Below are 19,415 nucleotides of genomic sequence, written 5' to 3' on the forward strand. Positions count from 1 at the left end.
ATCGGACGAACTTCTATGGTCCAAGCCCTTGACTGCGGACATCAGACCGCTGTTCTCAGGCCACGGCCTTGAGTGGCGCTGGGGCATAGGCCCATGGCAGCAGGTCGTCGATCTGGTTCTGCGGGTGGCCGGCGACGATGCGGGTGATGACGTCGGCGAGGTAGGCATATGGGTCGACGCCGTTGAGCTTCGCGGTTTCTATGAGCGAGGCGATCGTCGCCCAGTGTTCGCCGCCGCCGTCGGAGCCGGCGAAGAGCGCATTCTTTCGATTGAGGGCAATGGGGCGGATACTGCGTTCGACGACGTTGGAGTCGATCTCGACGCGGCCGTCGTCGAGGAAGCGGCCGAGCCCAGCCCAGCGCGAGAGCGCGTAGCGGATCGCTTCGGCCAGTTTGCTCTTCTGGCTGACCAGCGCAAGCTTCCCGCGTAGCCATGGCTCGAAGGTATCGATGATAGGTCGGCTTCTCTCCTGACGGACGGTGCGCCGCTCTTCGGGGGAGCGGCCCCGGATCTCGCTCTCGATCTTGTAGAGTTCGGCGATGCGGGCGAGCGCCTCCGTGGCGATCGGCGCGGGTCCGGACTGCGCCAGTTCATAGAAGCGGCGACGCACGTGCGACCAGCAGAAGGCCAGACTCACGGCATTGCGCTCGGCCAGTGCCTTGTATCCGGGGTAGCCGTCGACCTGCAGGATTCCGACGAAGCCCTGAAGATGCCGCAGTGGCTGCTCGGCCTTGCGGTCGGGCGCATAGAGATAGGCGACGCCGGGCGGATCGATCCCACCCCAGGGTCGATCGTCCCTTGCATAGGCGAACAATTGGCCCGTCTTGGTGCGGCCGCGGCCGGGGTCGAGCACCGGCGCCGTGGTTTCATCGGCGAAGAGCTTGCCGGAGGCCTTCAACCGCTCGAACAGGCGCTCATGGATCGGGCGAAGCAGGAAGGCCGCCTTTCCGACCCAGTCGGCGAGCGTGGACCGATCCACGTTCACGCCTTGGCGGGCATAGATCTGGGACTGGCGGTAGAGATGCGCTGATCGGGCTTGGCGCCGCCGCGCACTGGGGAATTATGGTGAGCGGTAATCACAAGCTGGAGGGAAGGATCATGCAATTCTTTGTCGGGATCGACGTATCTTTGGAAAGCTCAAGCATCTGCGTCATCGATGAGCGCGGTGTCGTCATCAAGGAAGGGAAGGCAGCGAGCGAGCCGGAAGCAATCGCCCGCTTCATTCGTCATCGAGGGCGTAAGGTTGAGCACGTCGGCCTGGAAACAGGATCGCTATCGCAGTGGCTTCACGCCGGGCTGACGAAGGAAGGCTTTCGCGTTTCTGTGATGGAGGCAAGGCATGTTCGTGCGGCTTTCGCAGCCATGCGGGTGAAGACCGATCGCAATGATGCACGCGGTATCGCTCAGCTCGTCCGGCTCGGCTGGTTCAAATCAGTGCATGTCAAGGCGCCTAGCGCGCAGGAGACACGCGCTCTTCTCAACGCCCGTCAATTCATTGTCGACAAGGTGACCGGCATCGAAAATTCGATGCGAGCCAATCTGCGCAACTTCGGTCTGAAGGTGGGTAACGTCTCGCGACGGACTTGGGCTGGTCGGGCACGCGAGCTGGCAGCCGGCATCCCGGCGCTGGAGACGCTGGTTGAGAGCATGCTGAAGATCCGCGAAGTGCTACTGCAGGAACTCCACTCGCTCGACCGCAAGCTGCTCGAGGCCGCTCGCGCCGATCCGATCGTTCAGTGCCTGATGACGGCTCCCGGCGTTGGCGCGATTGTAGCGCTTACATTCAGGAACGCCGTCGATGATCCCGCTCGCTTCAAGCGGTCAAAGGATATTGGCCCATGGCTGGGCCTCACACCGACCCGATATCAGTCCGGACAGGTTGACCGAAGCGGTCACGTCACCAAGGCCGGCGACGCAGCCACCAGGACGGCGCTGTATGAGGCCGCGACAACCTTGCTCGGCAGGGTCGTCAAATGGTCGGCGCTGAAGAACTGGGGGCTGCGCATAGCGCGACGCAGCGGGATGAAGAAGGCCCGCGTGGCAGTGGCGCGCAAGCTTGCCACCATCCTGCATTGCATGTGGCGGTCGCAGTCCCCATTCCGGTGGGCAACCGAGAAGGAGGCGCTCGCCTGAAGCGGTTTACCTAGCTGTCTCAGGTCCGCCGCTGAAGAGCGGTGACGGAGTCCCCGAGCAGGGACGAAGGTCGACTGAGCACGCATCTGCCGGAGTTGCTTCTTGAGCACGGGGTAGAGATTGTGCCGTCCACCTCCTTAGTTCGCATCATGTGGCGGCATCGCCGACCACGGACAGAAGCATGGCCCTGCTCGTGGATTGTGGAATTGACAGAAACAGCCCGATCACAGAAGCGGCAGGTGATCGGCGTATTTAGAGACCAGAACCTGGGCGACAGTGGCCTCGGTCGGTACGCCACCTTCGATCAGCCGGGCGGGCGCGGGAGCCTGAACAACCACGTCCTCGCAGGCGCGGCAGGCGTATTTCGGGCGGCGCGTGACGATGACGCGGAACTGGGCCGGCACGACGTCGAGGCGCTCGGAACGATCCTCGCCCATGACGTGCAGCATTCCCTTGCAGCACGGGCAGATCTTGTCAGGGATGTCGATGACCTGCTCGATGCGCGGCAGGTGGGCGGGTAATGAACCGCGGTTGGCGCGGCGCTTCCTGGTCCGATCCTCCCGCTTGGCAGGATCACCGGCTTCCTCCGCGGCGAGGCCTTCGGCCTCGACCTGCTCGACCTCTTCCAGGCTCAGCAGCAACTGGTCGATGGGCAGGCTCTCCGCCCTGCGGCCGAAGCGGTGACGCTGCAGCTCCTTGATGATCTGGCGCAGCCGCTCGTTCTCGGCGCGCTCCGCGGCAAGCATCGCCTGAAGCGCGATTGGATCGTTGGTCAAAGGATCGGCTGGATTGCTCACAAAGCCGATTCAATCATGCATTCCAATGCTTTGCCAGCGTTTTCAACGTCGACGGAATCAACTTGCCGCGACCGGCGCGCGCGTCTCGCGGGCATCATGTACGCGCCGCCAGTCCAGCCCTTCCAACAGCGCCTGCAACTGCGCCGCCGTCAACCTGACCACACCATCTGTGATCGCGGGCCAGCAGAACTTCCCGTCTTCCAGACGCTTCGCCAACAGGCACACGCCGGTGCCGTCGAAGTAGACGAGTTTGACCCGGTCGGCGCGCTTGGCCCTGAAGACGTAGACCGCGCCGGAGAACGGATCGGCGCCCATCGTCTCGCGTACCAGCGCGGCCAAGCCTTCGGCCCCCTTGCGGAAGTCCACCGGCTTTGTTGCGACCATCACCTTGACCGCACCGGTCGGCCCGATCACGACGTGACCTTCAATGCGCGGATCACCGCAGCGATCGTGGCCGACGATGCGCCGTCACCAATCCGCACCGTGACGCCCGCCGCCTCGACCTCGATCGACGCTGTTCGTCGTCGCGGCGCACGACGCTTCGCTCGCGGCGGCTTCAGCTCCTTCGGGGGCGTGGGCTCTGGCGCGACCACCGCAGGCACGAAGGCCAGCGCTTTAGCGTCTGCCTCCGCACGCTTGCGGGCTTCGCGTCGCCAGGTGAACAGCTGCTGCGGGGTCAGGTCATGCCGGCGCGCGACCGCCGACACCACCGCGCCCGGCGCAAGTGTCTCTTCCAGGATGCGCGCTCGGTCATCGGCCGACCAACGCCGGCGGCCCATCGCGCCGTTGATGACCTCAAAACGCCGGATCTCGCCCTCCGGCTCAAGTCTATGGTCAAGTCCAGACACAAAACGATCCTCCAAAAGGATCGCTACCGTGCCTCGTCAGAGCCGTGCGAAGAAGGTGCGGTTGGAGCCCCGCTTACCCCCATTTCAACAACTTCAACACGGAAGCGCCACTCGTCGCCGTAATCGTACAAAAATGTCATTGCCGAGCCTACGCCCTGGAAAGCCGTGCTGACGCGCGTGCGTTTCACGCTGCTAGAACCACCTCCCTCCATGTCGGCAAAAAGCTCGAACCGCCGGGGCGAGTCGAACAGCTTTCCCGCCAGTTTTGAATAGAAGCCGTAGACGTGGTCCATGTCGAAGCCGAATGCCGCTACCATGGCTTCGGCCAGATCGGCGAGCCTGCTCGAACTCGACACCTCGATGTCCCGATAGTCGCGTGTGATCAATTCGCAAACTATTGAGATTGCGGTGTTTCAGCGGGCTGCCAAGTATCCGGATTTGCCAGGTCGTGACGACTTGGCATCATTTCCTTGCGCTTTTGCGCGGGCGTGCGCGAAGGGTCTGGGCATTGGGGGCAGGCTCTGATACCAACCGTCCCGGCTTCTGACTCTTTCGTCAGTTTGAGGCGTTTGCGCCGTGTGATTCCCTGTTGCCAAAGGAGATTCGGCGATGGGATCAGCGGTGAAGGTTCGGGACGACTTTTCGGCGATGGAGCTTCGCCGTCTGGCTCGTGTTACCAAGGATGTGCGCCAGAGCAGCCGGCTCTCGTCGATCGCGGCGGTTCTGGTGTCAAGCGACTCCGGGAGTTGACCCCTCTGGCGACATGAAGAACTGACCCCCTCATTGGTTGGTGGCCTCGGTTTGCTTTTCTGGTGCCCCGGCTCTGTTGAGGATCCCGGCCCGGCGCTTTTCGCGCAGGCGATAGCTGTCGCCACGGATGGTGATGACGCTGCAGTGGTGCAGTAGCCGATCGAGGATTGCAGTGGCGACGACCGGGTCGCCGAACACCGTACCCCACTCGACGACGGACCGGTTGGACGTCACCAGCATGGATCCACGCTCGTAGCGGCGGCTAACCAGCTGGAAGAACAGATGCGCCGCGTCGGTTCGAACGGCAGGTAGCCGAGCTCGTCGATGATCAGCAGCTTGGGCCTGGCGTAGATCGTCAGCTGTTCATCGAGCCTGCCGTCGCCATGGGCCTTGGCCAGCGTCGCCACCAATGTCGCGGCGGTGACGAACTGGACGCTATAGTTGTGCCAGATCGCTTCGCGTCCGAGACTGACCGCCAGATGCGTCTTCCCGGTGCCGGGCGGACCAAGGAACAGCAGCGCGTCGCCATGGGCAATCCAGCGACAGGTCGCCAGCTCGCGGATCTGGCGCTGATCCACCGAAGGCTGTGCTGCCCATTCGAAGCCCTCCAGCTCGCGCACGAACGGGAACTGCGCGAGCTTGGTCGCCATTTCGATGCGTCGCTCGTCGCGTCTGGCGATCTCGCGCGAGACGAGGAAGCCGAGCGCTTCGCGCAATGTCATGTCCGAGCGTGCCGCCTCGTCCAGCAGTGTGTCGAGTTGGTCGCGGATCGCGGTCAGCTTCAGCCGGTCGCGCATGGCGACCAGCGCCTCATTGTCGATCGTTTCCATCACCAGCCCCCTCCCGCGGCAAGCTCATATTCGGCAAGCGGTCGCAGCAGCGAGGCGGGAGGCGGAGCCGGTGGCGGCGACGTCATTCGCCGCACCGGTCCGTCGGCGCCGACAACACCGGCAAGGTGGGCGCGATCGGTGATGCGCTGGCGGCGGCCGGAGCAGATCTCATGATCGGCCACGACTTCCCCCGCATGGCAAATGACGATCCGGCCGGCAAAGATCGTCACCTGCACGGTCTCGCCGATCAGCCGCCAGGGGACCGAGTAGCTGTTGGTGTCCACATCGACAGCACAGTCGGCCTGAACCTTGCGAACCAGGTCGCGCAGCTGGCCGAACGGCGCCCGGCCGCTGAGCGGGCGCAACGCCGGCGCCTCGCGCAAGAAGCGCACGGCTGGCAGTTCACCGGTGGTGCCGTGAACGCGCTGGTCGGCGACATCGCGACACCATGCGGCCAGATGCGCTTCGAACGCCGCCCAGCTGTCGAAGCGACGGCCAGCAACCGCGTTCTTCTTCACATAGCCGACGCCGCGCTCGTCCTTTCCCTTCGTCCGGGCTCGATACGGTGCGCATGCGCGTGGCTGGAAGCCCCAATGCCGCGCGAAGGCGTGAAGCTTGGTGCTGAACCGAACCTCGCGCGTCACCGCATCGTGATGTCGTGTTGCCTCACGTAATTTTGTTACCGCTTGCCTCATCGAGAATGTTACCCGCTCGCCCGAAGTCCCGGGTTCAGATCAGTAGATGGCAACAGGATATTTGCCTCGCCAATGAGCCGCTTCACTGCTTGTTGGCGCCATGCCCTTACTCGCTTCTGCAGCGTGTAGAGCTGTCGCAAGCTATATCGTCCCGGATAGCGGGCCTGGAACTCGACGAGCAGTTCAAGCGCGGTCTGATCCGGGAGTTCTTCCAGGCATTGCGACATCTCCTCCCAATGATCCCTGAAGGTATCGGGACGTCGGCCACGCGGTTTGCCGCTGAGCAGACGATACGTTTTGGGCCCGATGACAACGCCCCGCGCGCGAGCAGCCTCGCGCCAGACAGAGACGCGTCGGGCGAAGGTTTTGTATTGCTTGCGGGTAAATCGACCTGGAAACTGGATGCATAGCTCTTCGAAGAGCTGCATGGCGTTGATGTTGGGGAATTCCTCCAGTCGACGACACGCGATCGGCCAAGCCATGCGGAGCGCCTGGATCCGTCCTTGGCCAGGTTCGGCGTAGATCGGCTTTGGCTTCTCCGATTTCTTCGTTGGTGGCGCCACGGTCGCGGGTGGGATCGCCAGCTTGGACGCGGTGGATCGACCCGCAACAGGCGCTTGTGTGGCGACCTTTTGAAGACTTCGCAGGTAGAGCGGTTTTGCCTCGGTGGAGAACGTGGGACGGATTTCGCCCGCGTGCCAGGCGCTCGATAGGCTTGCCACGAACGCCGCCAGGTTGGGCGGCTCGGATGTCGTCGCAGGCGGTACTTCGCCGTCAGCCAATGCGGCCAGATAAGCCTGCACTGCACGCATCTCCTCCAGAAGCTTTAGGGGATCGAGGTTGGCGGCGATCTCGCTCAACTTGCTCTTGGTGGCCATCGGTACGCTCTCCGCTTGCAGGAGACGCTCGCAGGGCGTTTGTGGCGGATGATACCGCTTTGTCACCTTGGCCCCGTCTCGATGTTTGGCAGCCAGCTTGAACGATGGCTGAAATAAGTTCACGAACAACCGCGATGCGGCGTAGAGACGCGTGATCGCCCGGGCCGCCGCTAAACCTTCGAAGCGCCGATAACCTAGTAGCTTCCGTACAACGGCGCCATTTTTCTGTTCTATCCACGCTTGGTCGTTCTTGCGGTAGGGACGTGATCGCGTGAGTTCGATGCCGTGACCGAGGCAATATTCAATCAGCTTGTTGTTGACGAACTCGCTTCCGTTGTCCACGTCCAGCGCCCTCAGAGCGTAGGGCAGGCCCGCTCGAATACGATCGAGCGTTTCAACCACGAGGGTGCCTTCTCGAACGACGATGGGTGCAGCCTCCGTCCATCCACTGGCGATATCGGTCAGAACCAGACTGTGAACGTAGCTGCCGCGGTTGAGCTCCCCGCAATGGGCCACCAAGTCCATTTCCATGCTGCCGGGAAGCGGGTCGTTCCAGTCAGCAAAGGTTCGCATTTTGATGCGCCGCCGCGGCTCTGGCACAACTCGGGGCTTTTTCGTATGGCCCGTGCGCCTCGGCATCTGGAGCAAGCGGTCGATCGTGGCGGCGCTCATCGACAGGATTTTGGCGCGGAGCTCCTCCTCGATCTTCAAGTGTCCATTCCGTTCCAACGCAGGAAGGAGAATGGGCAGCAAAGCCTTCAGGCGCTTGCCGCAAACCCGATCGGACGCTTCCCACAGCACGATCAAGACCCCTCGAGCGGCCTCATCATAGAACGAAGACCGTCGACGAGTCTGCCGGAGCTTCGGTCCCGATGAAGTGTTGAGGACACGGATGGCGGATTTCTCGTGATACCCCGTCGCCGCGATGAACTCCTCCAGGATCCGGCGTTTGTCCTTGCTCGCGGCGGCCGCATAGCGATCCCGGACTGCATCGGCGAGTTCCATGCGCAAGCCATGCGTCATCTTCGTCATCATGATCCCTCCCTCATGGCGAGGGCATCATGCCGGAATGCAATTCCACGGGTAACATCTTAGGTGAGGCAACGAAGCCGCTCGGTAACAATCCCCGTGAGGCAATGCGACACGTGATGCTCGACGAGCGCGCGGGCATTGTCGAGCAGCAACTCGGCCGGCACGCCCCCGAAGTGAAGGAATGCACTCTCCATCCCTTCGAACCAGTCCACCTGCCGTTCCCGCAGTGACGCACGCACGTGCATCCGACGCGAGAAGCCAAGCGTCGCGACAAACAGATGGACCCGCAGCCTCTCGTCGCCGACCCAGACCCGCGCCTCACCAAAGTCGATCTGCAGTTGCTTGCCCGGCGGGGTCTCGAACCGCACCGTCGCGCGAGCCTGTGCCTTCAGTTCACGGCGCCAACCCGCAACCCGACGCTCGACATGGCGAAGGCTGAGCACCACCCCATGCTCAATCGCCAGTTCCTGACGGATGACGTCGGCGTTGCCCCCGTGTCGGAAGAATCGCTCGCGCAGCCAACCTTCCAACCCGTCCAGCGCAGACCGCCGCGCCGGCTGCCGGAATGCGATCGATCCACCCTGGCGAAGATATCGTCGCACCGTGTTGCGCGCGCAGCCGAACTCGCGCGCCAGCCGCTTGGCCTCCCCAGCCAAGACCGTGCAGCCGCATCATCGCCGCCACCTCGTCAGGCTGCAGCATCTCCTCTCCCCGCGTCGTGGTTCCACGCGAGACAGAGTGGCCGAAATCAAGCGTCTTCATCATTCCCTCCTCGTCACGAAGAGGGGGTCAGTTCCTCGTGTCGGAAGGGGTCAATTTCTCAGGTCGCCCGACATCTGGACGGGATGAGCCGATCCGATGCGGCGCGGATCGGCGGCATGCACCGCCAGACGCTGCGCGACTGGGTGCATCGGTTCAACGCCGCCGGCCCCGATGGTGTTCTCGATCAATGGTCGCCGGGTCCGCCATCGCGGCTGTCGGCCGAGCAGCAGGTGGACCTGGCCGCAATCGTCGAGAAGGGTCCAGACCGCGCCGCTGACGGTGTCGTGCGCTGGCGGCGCATCGACCTGAAGCGCGTCATCAAGGAGCGTTTCGGCGCTCCTTGCGATCCGTAGAGGGTGGCTTCGACGACGTCCTCGACGTCTTTTCCGGCCGCTACAACCGAAGCACCAGATCGATCAGTTCGTCCTTCGAAAGCCGCTGCAAATCACCGCGATCCATGCCCTGATGGATTCAGGCTTTCGGCCCGTTGGCAAGGGGTGAGCAATTACCGTCCAGGTGCCACTTGCCAGTGACGGCACGCTTTCTCCGTTGAAGCGCTGCAGCAGCTGCGGCGCGAAATGTACGACCCAGCGGTGAACGGTGGAGTGATCGACGATCAGGCCACGCTCAGTCATCATCTCTTCCAGATCGCGCAGGCTGAGATTGTAGGCGAGGTACCAGCGTATACACAGCAGGATCACCGACTGGTCAAAATGACGGCCCTTGAACATGACGAACTCCCACGAAGCCGATGAGCCTTCATGCCCTCACCGCCATTACCGAAGAGTTTGCGACAGAACCGTTCGTTCTCCTTCTCCAACTCCTTCAGCCTCTTCACCTGGTCGGCCTTCAACCCGCCATACTCCTTGGCCATCGGTAGTAGGTGAACTGCGTCACGCCGATCGAGCGAACCGCCTCGGCTACCGACTGGCCTTGCGACACCAACACGTCGACTTGCCGGAGCTTCGCGACAATTTCCTCAGGCCTCTTCTTCTGGGGCATTCCTCTGTCCTCCAACTGGCTCGAAAGCCTACTTCAGGGAGGACCCCTTTTCAGGGGGCAGGCCAGCGATATTGTCCTTGAGCCTTGCGAGCTGGGCATGGAGCTGTACGAACTCCTCGCCTGTCATGGCGAGCTTGCACGCGATGTTGCGCACGACGTTCATGGCGGATTCGCGGAGGACCTCTCCAGCAGGTGTCAGTCCGACATTGACCTGTCGTTCGTCATTCTGCTCGCGCTTGCGGGTGATCAGGCCCCGCCCCTCAAGCCGCTTTAGGAGCGGCGTCAGCGTGCCCGAGTCGAGCATGAGCCGATCACCGATCTGGCCGACATTCAAACGCTCGTCTTCCCATAGGACAAGCATGACCAGATACTGCGGATAGGTGAGACCCAGTTCGTCCAGCAAGGGCCGGTACGTGTTGGTGATTGCTCGAGAGGTGGAATAAAGAGCGAAGCAAATTTGATGACTCAGCTTCATGCTGAGATTCTCGGTCACTTCCCTGCCTTCAGGCGCCAATTTGGCGGCGTCACTTTGCATCTCGCCTAAGCCCTTTTCTCCGTCGATCTGTGATCGATAACGGAACTCTTTCGATGGGTCGAGGGGTGAAAGTAAATTGTGTGCAAAATAATTTCTTGACATTTAATGGTACGTTCGTAGGCTTTGCACGATCGCTATTACGGGGAAAAGGAGGGTTCATGGATCCCGTCTATACGACCACGGTGAAAGTTTCGGGTGGCCGCGCAGGACGCGCTCGCTCCGAGGATGGGGTTTTGGACCTTGAGCTGTCGGTTCCGAAGGGACTTGGCGGCGGCGGTGGCAGCGGGACCAACCCCGAGCAGCTCTTTGCAGCCGGCTACGCAGCATGTTTTGAAAGCTCGCTGCGTGCTGTGGCAAGCCAGAAAAAGATCTCGATCTCCGACAGTTCTATAACCGCGACAGTCGGCATCGGACCCATCGCAAGCGGCGGCTTCGGATTGTCGGTCGTGCTCGATGTTTTCCTTGATGGACCCGACAAGAGCCAGGCCCAGGAGCTCGTCGATATCGCGCATGGCACGATGTGCCCCTATTCCAACGCGGTACGCGGCAATGTGGGCGTCAAAGTCAACGTTTCGACGGCATAGCACGGCCCTCCATTAGACTTTCTGCTCGCTCAGACCCATTGATGACAGCGCTCGCCTGATCGGTCGTGCGCGCAGGCGCAGGAGACCGATTTGGCGGCGGACGATGAATTCGACGTCATAGTGCTCGGCACGGGCATTGCGGGCATGGCCGCGGCTCTTGCCGCCGCCAATTTGGGTATGCGGGCGCTTCTCCTCGAAAAGGCGCATCTGGTCGGCGGAGGAACCACCGATTCCTATGGGCTGATATGGGTCGGTGGGAATCACCTCGCCGAGGCGGCCGGATTGCGTGACAACCGGGACGACATCCTGGCCTATATGCGTTTCGTTGCGGGCGGCGAAAGCCAGGCGGCGAAGCTGGAAGCCTATGTCGACCAATCGCCCGGCGCGCTCCGCTTCTTCGAACAATGCGGTGTGGAATTCCAGCTGACCCGCGGAGTGGCGGATCATTATATGGGCATCGCTCCCGGCGCGCGCTCCGAAGGGCGGACCGTCGAGGCGAAGCTCATTTCCGGCTATGAACTCGGCGAGTGGCGGGAACGCGTGAGGCGCCCGGCCATGCAGCCGTTCTTTCTGACCGCCGAGGAACAGGTGGCCTGGGGCGGAATGAACACAATGCATTCCTGGAACCAGGACCTCGTGACTGACCGCCGCCAAAAGGATATGCGCGGCAAGGGCGTCGGTCTCATCAGCCAGTTCCTGCGCGGCCTGCTGGCCGCTGACGTACCGATCTTGACCAATGTGGATACCCGCTCGCTGATAAACGACGGCAATCGCGTGGCCGGCGTCGAATTGGCCGATGGCCGCCGCATCAAGGCATCCAGGGGCGTCGTACTCGCCGCCGGGGGCTATGAGTCCAATCTGGAACTGGTGCAGACCTTCGAGGGGATGCCCGGTTGGACGTCGCAATGTCCGGAAAGCAATTGCGGTGACGGTCTCGTGCTTGCGGGCGAGATCGGCGGCGCGATCCATCTGATCCGCAACAATCTTCAATTGTTCCTCGGATTCGAGGTGCCGGTTGAAGATGCGCCGGGCGGCAAGGAATTCCATCTGGCCGGCATCGTCGAACTTTGCAGTCCCCACACCATGGTGGTCAACCGGTTCGGCATGCGCTTCGCCGATGAATCCTATTTTCAGGGGATGGTGCCCGCCTTGCGCCGGTTCGATGTCGAGACGCACAGTCACGCCAACCTGCCCTGCTTCCTGCTTTTCGATTCCGAATATGCGGAGAATTATTCATTCGGCGGTTCGCCCGCCGGACGGATACCGCAATGGGTAGCCTCGAGCGAAACGCTGGACGGGCTGGCCGCCCACCTTGGCATCGACCCGGAAGGGCTCGCGCAGACGGCCTCCCGGTTTGCCGATTTTGCCGAAGCCGGCGTGGACGAGGATTTTCACCGAGGCGAGAAGGCCTGGCGGTTGGCCAAGATGGGCGGCAACCTCCGCAATCCCACGATGGGCTCGCTGTCCAAGGCTCCGTTCTATGGCATCGAATTGCGGCCGACAGGCGCCGGCTCGGCCGGCCTCCTGACCGACGATCGCGCGCAAGTCCTGAATGTGCGGGGAAACGCAATTTCAGGCCTCTACGCGACCGGCAACACGGCCGCGCGAACGGAATTCGGGACCGGCTATCAAGCGGGTTTCACGCTGGCTTCAGGCATGACCTTCGGATGGCTGGCGGCACAGCATATGCGCGCGCACAGGCCTTAGCGGTCTGCAGGAAAGCGTCACTACTGGGCTGCAGCCTTCATATGGCGCACCGCCTGGAGACTGAAGGTCATGCAGGATGCCAGCGTAAGGCCGGCCTGATAGCCGGTCCCGAATTCGGTATGGGCGGCCGCATTGCCGCTTGCATAGAGGCCCGGCATCGGATGGCCGCGCACATGCAGTACCTGTCCGTGCACATCGGTAGCAAGCCCGGCCGAGGCGCCGACGCTCGGATGCAGTTCGATGCCGTAGAACGGGCCCGTGTCCAACCGCCCGAGACTCGAATTGACAGTCGGGTCGGTGCCGGCGGCCAGCTTCCATTTGTTTGCCCCGCGGTCGAAATCCGCGTCGCGGCCCTGATCACAAAAAGCGTTGAACAGGCCGACCGTCGCGGTGAGGGAGGCGGGATCCATGCCGAGCTTGTCGGCCAAGCCTTCCATAGTGTCGCTCCGCTCCACCCATTCCGGCACGGCGCTGCCGGCCGGCAGGCCCGCGAATGAGAATTTCTGCGCATACTGACTATCGAAGATGAGATAGCAGGGCAAATTGACGTATTGATGCGTATCCGGGTCGAACTCCCGAAGCTTCGGCCCGACCGCCTGGAAATAGGCTTCGTTGGCAAAGCGGCGGCCGGCTCTGTTGACGACGATAGTGTGCGGACTGGTCAGTTCGATGATCGCAGCCGGACGAAAAGTCTGCTTGCCCGTATCGGTGGCCGTCATGCTGAAGCCCAGCATGAGCTGCAGATTCTGGTGGATCTGGCGGATCGCAGCACCCTTCTCCGCGCCGCAGATCATTCCGTCCCCGCTGATATTCTCGGGGAAGATCGAACGGTAACCCGGCAGACCGTCATAGTTCCTTGCCAGTTCCAAGTTGGATTCATAACCGCCGGTTGCCAGAACCACCCCCCTGCGTGCGCCGATCATGCGGCCGTCGGTCAAAACTATTCCTTTGGTCCTGCCGTCCTCGACCACGAGTTCCGCCAGCGCCGCATCCGTCCAGACGGGCACGTCGCGGTCGATGAGTGCCTTCAGGAAGCGCGCCACGAGGCCGACACCGAGCCCCAGGAAATCCTCTTTCTTCCGATTCTCCATAGTGTCCCGATCCCAGCTTGAGAAGCTGTGGATGCCGCCCCAGCCGACCAATTCCTCAGCTGAGATGTTGAACGGCACGCCAGGCGGCGTGTAGAGCTTCTGGCGCCATGGCCCGAGTTCATACCCCGACATCGGTGCGGCCTCGATCGAGCGCCCGGTCTCGGCGGAGCCGGGCCCCCGGTCGAAATAGTGGTCTGTCAGTCCGTGGATTCTCAGGAACGGAATGCCGCAATCTTCAAAGAAGCGGATGGCGCTGGGCGTCTCGCGGATGAACGCCTCGAGCCTGTCGGTCTCCGCATGCCCCCCGCTCAGGAAATCGAGGTAGCGGCGCACGTCGGCCATATCGTCGGAAATGCCTTCGCGCTCGGCGATATGGTTTCCGCCGACCCAGATCAAACCATAGGAATGGGACGTTCCGCCACCGACGGCAGTCGATTTTTCGACGAGGATGGTGGAAAAGCCGTGCGCCTGCGCCGCAAGCGCCGCCGACAGGCCGGCGATTCCCGACCCCACTACGACGACATCGACTTCCAGTTCGGCCATAATGATACTCCATTGAGTGCAGGTTCGCTACCCGGCTCGTCAATTGACGGTGCTAGGCAGATAAAGCGAAAGCGCGGGAAAAAGGATCAGAAGAGCGAGCCTGACCAAATCGGCCGCGACAAAGGGGATCACGCCGCGAAACATCGTTCCCGTGGAAATATGCGGCAGACTGGTCTGGACCACGAAGAGGTTCATCCCCACCGGCGGACTGATGAGGCCGATCTCGACGACGACCACGATCAGAATGCCGAACCAGACCGGATCGACACCCATTTGCGTCACGATCGGGAAAAAGATCGGCAATGTGAGGAACACCATGGAAAGTTCTTCCATGATCGATCCGAGAAGCAGGTAGATGAGGCAGATGATGCCGATGACCGCTACCGGACCAAGGTTGAGATCGACGATGACCCCGGTGATGTCGGCGGCCATACTGGTGTAGTTGATGAAATTGGCGAAGATCATCGCGCCGATAAGGATGGTGAAGATCATCGCCGTCGTCCGGGCTGTCTCGCTCAACACGTCCCAGAAGTCCCGCAACGTCAGTGTCCGGCGGCCCATCGAGAAGGCGAACGCCCCGGCGGCGCCGACGCCCGCAGCCTCGGTCGGCGTGAAAACGCCGCCATAGATGCCGCCCACCACGAGGGCAAACAGCGCGATGACATTGACGATGCCGGGCGAAAAAAGGGCGAGGACGAAGATCGCAAGCGCTGCCACGATGCCGAGGCTTGCTGTGGGGATGATCCCGAACCAACCACCTGCCCCGATGATGACGGCAAGAACCGCAAGAAACCCGAGGCCGTTCAGGGCTTTCAGCCTTTTCGCCCACGGGACGCGTTCGCCGGCGGGACCCGCGGCTGGATCGAAATAGGTGACCACCATCACTGCCAGGCAAAGCAGCAGCGTCGCGATGATGCCCGGGATGATCGCCGCGATGAACAGCGTGCGGATATTCGTCTCAGTCAACAGGCCGTAGAGAACCAGCACCGTCGAGGGCGGGATGATGATGCCCAGAGTGCCGCCGGCGGCAATTGCCGACGCCGCGAGCTTGTCGGAATATCTGCTCGCCCGCATCGGCGGATAGGCGACCTTGGTCATTGTCGCCGCCGTCGCGATCGAGGAACCGCAAACGGCCCCGAAACCTGCGCAGGCGGTAATCGTCGCGATGGCGAGGCCGCCGCGACGATGGCCGATAAATGACCGCGCGATTTCATACAATTCATCCGAGATGCCGGAGCGGGCAACGAAATTGCCCATGAGGATGAACATCGGGACGACTGAAAACGAATAGGTGAAGCCGGCCTCATATGTCATTGCCGCCGCCGTTGCCGCCGCGGGGGTCCAGCCGCGCTCAAGAGCGATCCCGATGGTGCCGACAAGCCCCATCGCGAAGGCGATCGGCATGCGCAGCAGCAGAAGGACGAAAAGCGCTCCCAGCCCGGCAAGGGCCACGGTCATGCGGCTTCTCCCCGATGCGGGGACGGTTTTTCCCGCCTTATCCGTTCGCCGATCAGCAGCAGTTGGCCGATGCCGGACAGGAAAAGCAGCGCGGCCATGAAGTAGGTAACGGGAGCAAGGGGCAAGGACAGAACGGCGGTGGTATCGCCATAGGCCAGCAGGCTGCTGGCTTTCTGGAAAACAACATAGCAAAGAAAGAACGCCAAAAGGCAGGCGAGAATATTCACCGATGCTTCGATGACGCGGTCGATGGCGAGCGGGAAGGCGATCAGATCCACCTTGATATGCTGGTCGGCGCGAGAGACTGATGGAAGGCCGCCGAAGATCAGCACGACCAGCAGGAACTCGGTCCCCTCCAGCGCGCCCGTCACCGGCTTGTTGAAAGCGTACCGCCCCACGACATCGACCATGGTCACGAGCATCATGGCGAACAGGGCGATGCAGGCCAGCCCCCGCAGGAACAGTTCGGACGAGCGGTAGAGGCGGTCCAGGAATCGGATCATCTATTTGGAAGCTCACCAGTTATCAAACCGCCGATGGGCTCGAGGACCGGCAATTGGCGACACTCGATTTGCCGTCCTGGAAACCTCAAACGGCTTTCAGAGAGCAACGGCAGCCCTCAATTGCTCGCGGACAGTTCCTTGATCTGCTCACGAAAATATTCAAGGGCAGCCGCGCCATCGACACCTTTCGCCGCGGCCTGGTCGATCCACTGCTGCTCCACCGAAGCTGTCTTTTCGCGCATCTCGTCGATGAATCCCTGAGAAGCGGTAGTGATGGAAATCTCGGGGTTCGCCTGAATCGCCGCCAGGCCGACGCGGTCATCCTCGTCAAGCGCGATGCCCGCCCGCTTCGCCAGAACCTCGCCCGAGACCGACATGACGGCTTCCTGGTCTTGCGGCGACAAGGTCTCGAACGCGGCCTCGTTCATGAACATTGAAAAGGCCGCATTGTAGAGGCCGCCGGGAACCAGTGTCCCGAACTTGATCGTCTCCTGCAGGTTGAACCCGGCGATGGAGCCCGCGGGAAACATCACGCCATCGATGATACCGGCGTTCAATAGTTCGAAAACCTCGGATGCCGGCTTTACGATGGGGGTGGCGCCAAGCGCGGCCACCACATCCGTCATCACGCCGCCGGCGGCGCGGATCTTCAAACCCTCGGCATCCGCGACCGTTTCGATGGGATGCATCGAGTTGAAGATGTTGCCTGGGCCATGGGTGAACACGCCGAGCAGTTTCACTCCGGCATGTTCGTCGGCCTGTGCAAAAAATTTGTCGTAGGTGCGCTGATAGGCAATTGTTGTCGCTTCGGCACTGTTTCCCAGCCCCGGCAATTCCGCCATGCGGCTGAGTGTAAATCGGCCGGGGGTCAGGCCGTCCACCGTCCAGGAAACGTCGGCAAGACCGTCACGGACGGCGTCGAATGTGCCCGCGGGTGCGGTGACGGGCTTGGCCAGCAGTTCGACCTTGACGCGCCCTTCGGTAACGTGCTCGACATCCTGCGCCCACGCCATCAGGATGTCTTCGGTGATCACATTGTTGGCGGGAAGATAGCTGGACGCGGTCAGAACCGTCTGAGCTTGCGCGACCCCGGCCAGCAGGCCGAATGCGGTCAAACCCGATAGGATGCGTGTAGCAATTGAATTCATCGTCGATCTCCTCCTTGGACTTCGCACCACAACACCCAAAGGCCGTAACTGCGATGCGTGGACATTTTTTGCCGGACTAGCGGCTGCCTTCTACGCTCCTCACTTTCATAGTCCGAAGCGGCGAAGTCAACCAAATATAATTTACCGATTTATAATTGTGCACAATTCAGTGCCCGCCGGCCTTCAGTCTTCGCTGAGAGCGTCCAACGTCCTGCTCTCCATATGCGTCACAGAAATCCGATGGAAATCCACGGTACTGCCGCGATCAGAATAAGCCCTGCAAGCAGCGCCAACATGTAGGGCACGAGCGGGCGGACGCCTTCATCGGGATCGACCTGGCCTATGGCGCTCGCGGCCCAATAGCCGATACCAAAGGGCGGAATGAACAGGCCGATGCCCATCGAAAGGACGACGATGATTGCATAGTGTACTTCGTGCATCCCGAGCGCGACGGCGGCGGGGAACATCAGCGGTCCGAAGATCACGATCGCCGGAAGTCCTTCGAGCAGGCTGCCCAGAATGATGAAGAAGATGATGGTCACTGCCACGAACATCGGCTTCCCGCCGGGAAGTTCCGTGATGGTGGTCGCAAGAACGTGCGAGAAGCCGCTTTGCGTCAATGCCCACGCCATCGCCGTCGCTGCACCAACGATCAGCAGGATTGCGCCGGACAGCACGGCTGTGTCGACAAGCATCTGGCCGAGCTTCGACCAGGGGAAAGGGCGATAGAGGATCATGCCCAGCACGATTGTGTAGAGAATGCCTATCGTCGAGACCTCGGTGGCGGTCGCCACGCCCTCCACGACTGCGGTGCGGATGATGATCGGCAGGCCGATGCCGGGAATGGCGACGAGGGCAGCCTTCCAGACCATCGAGCGCGTCGGACGAATGAATTTCGACAAATCCTCTCCGCGCGTCTTCAGCCAGACGACGACGCACAAAGCGAGCGCCAGCAAGGCCGCAGGCAGCAGTCCGGCTATGAACAGCGCCTCGATCGACACGCCGGTGACGACGCCTGTGGTGATCAGGACCAGGCTCGGCGGGATCGTTTCCGACATGGCTCCCGAGGCCGAAAGCAGGGCGATCAGTTCGCCCGGCTTGGAACCGCGCCGCTTCATGTCGGGAAACAGCACCGGCGCCACCGCCGCCATGTCGGCGATCTTTGACCCGGAGATGCCCGACACGATAAACATCGCGGCAAGCAGCACATAAGACAGGCCTCCGCGAAGGTGGCCGAGCAGCAGGATGAGGAAGCTCATGATCGAACGCGCGAGCCCGGTTTCCTCCATCAGGCGGCCGAGGAACACGAACAGCGGCACGGCGATGAGGATGATGTGTGCCATGCCCTCATCCAGCCGCCCAACGACGACCGTCACCGGAACCCGCGTCATGAGCGCGAGATAGAGGAGGGTGGCAAGCAGGAACACAAAGGCGATGGGAATACCGGCAAGAACGCCTGCTCCCACGAGCAGCACGAAGAAGACGATGAGATTGTAGTTCCCGATCTCCAGCAGGACGGGAGAGGCAAGCCAGAGCAGTCCAGCGGTACCAGCAAGGATAGCCAACGGCACGAGATGGTCGGTGGCGCGCTCCCGCAAAAGCTGCAGCGCCGAAAGCACCGCCATCAACGCGAAACCGGTCGGCAAAGCGGAAATGCGCCATGCCCTGCTGATCTCGAGCGAATAGGTGGCGAGGGGCGCTTCGTGCAGGGTGAAAATGAAACTGTAATAGGTAAGAATGCAGCAGGCGACAAACACGCTCGCCTTCGACAGCCGCTGCAGCATCGCCTTACGGCCATCAGGAATGAAGCGAAAGAGCGACAGGATGCGCATATGCTGGCCGCGGTGGACAGCCGCCACCGCCCCGAGCATCACGAGCCACAGAAAAATCTCGGAGGCCAGTTCGTCCGACCAGGAGAACGGGCTTGAAAAAATGTAGCGCGCCACCACACCGACGAAAAGTATGGCGACCTCGGCGACCATGAGGACGCAAAGCGCGGCTTCCACGACGATCTTGATGCAACGTTCCACCAGACTGGGCGGAACGACGGGAAGCGTCGGGGATTCGGCCGCGTGCGCGACATTTTCCATGGGGTGCGGCCTCAAATGGCGAGCGCCCT

13 protein-coding genes and 9 pseudogenes are annotated in these 19,415 nt (G+C 61.9%); 4 read left to right on the forward strand and 18 right to left on the reverse strand.

What is annotated here, in order from left to right:
* Nucleotides 1–55 precede the first annotated feature (55 nt).
* Nucleotides 56–1,021, reverse strand: a pseudogene (gene tnpC / locus ABGN05_RS16525) (IS66 family transposase); the annotation flags it as partial.
* A 77-nt stretch (nucleotides 1,022–1,098) separates the two neighbouring features.
* Here tnpC and ABGN05_RS16530 point away from each other — a divergent pair.
* Nucleotides 1,099–2,133, forward strand: coding sequence for an IS110 family RNA-guided transposase (locus ABGN05_RS16530; protein WP_367955152.1), 1,035 nt, complete (start codon nucleotides 1,099–1,101; stop codon nucleotides 2,131–2,133).
* Between the two features lie 230 nt (nucleotides 2,134–2,363).
* On the opposite strand, the pseudogene ABGN05_RS16535 reads toward ABGN05_RS16530, so the two are convergent.
* The 8 genes and pseudogenes from ABGN05_RS16535 to istA form a co-directional block, all read right to left on the reverse strand.
* Nucleotides 2,364–2,879 (reverse strand): annotated as a pseudogene (locus ABGN05_RS16535) (transposase domain-containing protein); the annotation flags it as partial.
* Nucleotides 2,880–2,987: 108 nt separating this feature from the next.
* Complete coding sequence (gene tnpB, locus ABGN05_RS16540; protein WP_373695954.1) at nucleotides 2,988–3,314, reverse strand: IS66 family insertion sequence element accessory protein TnpB; 327 nt, start codon at nucleotides 3,312–3,314, stop codon at nucleotides 2,988–2,990.
* A 26-nt stretch (nucleotides 3,315–3,340) separates the two neighbouring features.
* Nucleotides 3,341–3,778: an IS66-like element accessory protein TnpA gene (tnpA, locus tag ABGN05_RS16545; protein ID WP_367955153.1), complete on the reverse strand. Its 438-nt coding sequence runs from the start codon at nucleotides 3,776–3,778 to the stop codon at nucleotides 3,341–3,343.
* A 23-nt stretch (nucleotides 3,779–3,801) separates the two neighbouring features.
* The gene (locus ABGN05_RS16550; RefSeq protein WP_367955154.1) at nucleotides 3,802–4,164 is read right to left on the reverse strand and encodes an IS1096 element passenger TnpR family protein; all 363 of its coding nucleotides are present in this window, start codon (nucleotides 4,162–4,164) and stop codon (nucleotides 3,802–3,804) included.
* 394 nt (nucleotides 4,165–4,558) lie between these two features.
* Nucleotides 4,559–5,358 (reverse strand): annotated as a pseudogene (gene istB / locus ABGN05_RS16555) (IS21-like element helper ATPase IstB).
* Nucleotides 5,358–6,017 (reverse strand): annotated as a pseudogene (locus tag ABGN05_RS16560) (Mu transposase domain-containing protein); the annotation flags it as partial. The pseudogenes istB and ABGN05_RS16560, both read right to left, overlap by 1 nt.
* Before the next feature lie 44 nt (nucleotides 6,018–6,061).
* Entirely contained in the window at nucleotides 6,062–7,966 is a 1,905-nt protein-coding gene (locus tag ABGN05_RS16565; protein WP_367955155.1) for a DDE-type integrase/transposase/recombinase, read from the reverse strand.
* Between the two features lie 110 nt (nucleotides 7,967–8,076).
* Nucleotides 8,077–8,725, reverse strand: a pseudogene (gene istA, locus ABGN05_RS16570) (IS21 family transposase); the annotation flags it as partial.
* 74 nt (nucleotides 8,726–8,799) lie between these two features.
* Between istA and ABGN05_RS16575 the strand changes: the two are divergent.
* Nucleotides 8,800–9,060, forward strand: a pseudogene (locus ABGN05_RS16575) (helix-turn-helix domain-containing protein); the annotation flags it as partial.
* Here ABGN05_RS16575 and ABGN05_RS16580 read toward each other — a convergent pair.
* The 4 genes and pseudogenes from ABGN05_RS16580 to ABGN05_RS16595 form a co-directional block, all read right to left on the reverse strand.
* Nucleotides 9,056–9,184, reverse strand: a pseudogene (locus ABGN05_RS16580) (IS66 family transposase); the annotation flags it as partial. The pseudogenes ABGN05_RS16575 and ABGN05_RS16580 overlap by 5 nt on opposite strands.
* A gap of 51 nt (nucleotides 9,185–9,235) precedes the next feature.
* Nucleotides 9,236–9,456 (reverse strand): annotated as a pseudogene (locus ABGN05_RS16585) (IS6 family transposase); the annotation flags it as partial.
* Between the two features lie 68 nt (nucleotides 9,457–9,524).
* A pseudogene (locus tag ABGN05_RS16590) lies at nucleotides 9,525–9,727 on the reverse strand (transposase); the annotation flags it as partial.
* A gap of 28 nt (nucleotides 9,728–9,755) precedes the next feature.
* Nucleotides 9,756–10,364 (reverse strand): MarR family winged helix-turn-helix transcriptional regulator, encoded by a 609-nt coding sequence (locus ABGN05_RS16595; protein WP_367955156.1) that lies wholly within the window; start codon nucleotides 10,362–10,364, stop codon nucleotides 9,756–9,758.
* A gap of 56 nt (nucleotides 10,365–10,420) precedes the next feature.
* Between ABGN05_RS16595 and ABGN05_RS16600 the strand changes: the two genes are divergently transcribed.
* Nucleotides 10,421–10,846 carry an organic hydroperoxide resistance protein gene (locus ABGN05_RS16600; protein WP_367955157.1) on the forward strand — a complete coding sequence of 142 codons (426 nt, stop codon included), beginning with the start codon at nucleotides 10,421–10,423 and terminating at the stop codon, nucleotides 10,844–10,846.
* 144 nt (nucleotides 10,847–10,990) lie between these two features.
* Nucleotides 10,991–12,553, forward strand: coding sequence for an FAD-binding protein (locus tag ABGN05_RS16605; protein ID WP_367955872.1), 1,563 nt, complete (start codon nucleotides 10,991–10,993; stop codon nucleotides 12,551–12,553).
* A 20-nt stretch (nucleotides 12,554–12,573) separates the two neighbouring features.
* Here ABGN05_RS16605 and ABGN05_RS16610 read toward each other — a convergent pair whose 3' ends face one another.
* The 5 genes from ABGN05_RS16610 to ABGN05_RS16630 form a co-directional block, all read right to left on the reverse strand.
* The gene (locus ABGN05_RS16610) at nucleotides 12,574–14,187 is read right to left on the reverse strand and encodes an FAD-dependent oxidoreductase (protein WP_367955158.1); all 1,614 of its coding nucleotides are present in this window, start codon (nucleotides 14,185–14,187) and stop codon (nucleotides 12,574–12,576) included.
* A gap of 39 nt (nucleotides 14,188–14,226) precedes the next feature.
* The gene (locus ABGN05_RS16615; protein WP_367955159.1) at nucleotides 14,227–15,645 is read right to left on the reverse strand and encodes a TRAP transporter large permease; all 1,419 of its coding nucleotides are present in this window, start codon (nucleotides 15,643–15,645) and stop codon (nucleotides 14,227–14,229) included.
* Nucleotides 15,642–16,148, reverse strand: a complete 507-nt coding sequence (locus ABGN05_RS16620) for a TRAP transporter small permease (RefSeq protein ID WP_367955160.1) — start codon at nucleotides 16,146–16,148, stop codon at nucleotides 15,642–15,644. Before ABGN05_RS16620 ends, ABGN05_RS16615 begins: the two co-directional genes overlap by 4 nt.
* 116 nt (nucleotides 16,149–16,264) lie before the next feature.
* The gene (locus tag ABGN05_RS16625) at nucleotides 16,265–17,263 is read right to left on the reverse strand and encodes a TRAP transporter substrate-binding protein (RefSeq protein ID WP_367955161.1); all 999 of its coding nucleotides are present in this window, start codon (nucleotides 17,261–17,263) and stop codon (nucleotides 16,265–16,267) included.
* Nucleotides 17,264–17,523: 260 nt separating this feature from the next.
* Nucleotides 17,524–19,386, reverse strand: coding sequence for a TRAP transporter large permease subunit (locus tag ABGN05_RS16630; RefSeq protein WP_367955162.1), 1,863 nt, complete (start codon nucleotides 19,384–19,386; stop codon nucleotides 17,524–17,526).
* Between the last annotated feature and the right edge of the window lie 29 nt (nucleotides 19,387–19,415).

It is taken from the genome of Aquibium pacificum, from assembly GCF_040839445.1.
GTDB classification, from domain to species: Bacteria; Pseudomonadota; Alphaproteobacteria; order Rhizobiales; family Rhizobiaceae; genus Aquibium; species Aquibium pacificus.

Bases quoted from the DNA above. Each gene is read 5' to 3' on its own strand.
- ABGN05_RS16630 (WP_367955162.1), bottom strand. From the start codon at position 19,386: ATGGAAAATGTCGCGCACGCGGCCGAATCCCCGACGCTTCCCGTCGTT.
- ABGN05_RS16620 (WP_367955160.1), bottom strand. From the start codon at position 16,148: ATGATCCGATTCCTGGACCGCCTCTACCGCTCGTCCGAACTGTTCCTG.
- ABGN05_RS16600 (WP_367955157.1), top strand. From the start codon at position 10,421: ATGGATCCCGTCTATACGACCACGGTGAAAGTTTCGGGTGGCCGCGCA.
- ABGN05_RS16530 (WP_367955152.1), top strand. From the start codon at position 1,099: ATGCAATTCTTTGTCGGGATCGACGTATCTTTGGAAAGCTCAAGCATC.
- ABGN05_RS16565 (WP_367955155.1), bottom strand. From the start codon at position 7,966: ATGATGACGAAGATGACGCATGGCTTGCGCATGGAACTCGCCGATGCA.
- tnpB (WP_373695954.1), bottom strand. From the start codon at position 3,314: ATGGTCGCAACAAAGCCGGTGGACTTCCGCAAGGGGGCCGAAGGCTTG.
- ABGN05_RS16595 (WP_367955156.1), bottom strand. From the start codon at position 10,364: ATGTCAAGAAATTATTTTGCACACAATTTACTTTCACCCCTCGACCCA.
- ABGN05_RS16605 (WP_367955872.1), top strand. From the start codon at position 10,991: ATGGCCGCGGCTCTTGCCGCCGCCAATTTGGGTATGCGGGCGCTTCTC.
- ABGN05_RS16610 (WP_367955158.1), bottom strand. From the start codon at position 14,187: ATGGCCGAACTGGAAGTCGATGTCGTCGTAGTGGGGTCGGGAATCGCC.
- ABGN05_RS16615 (WP_367955159.1), bottom strand. From the start codon at position 15,645: ATGACCGTGGCCCTTGCCGGGCTGGGAGCGCTTTTCGTCCTTCTGCTG.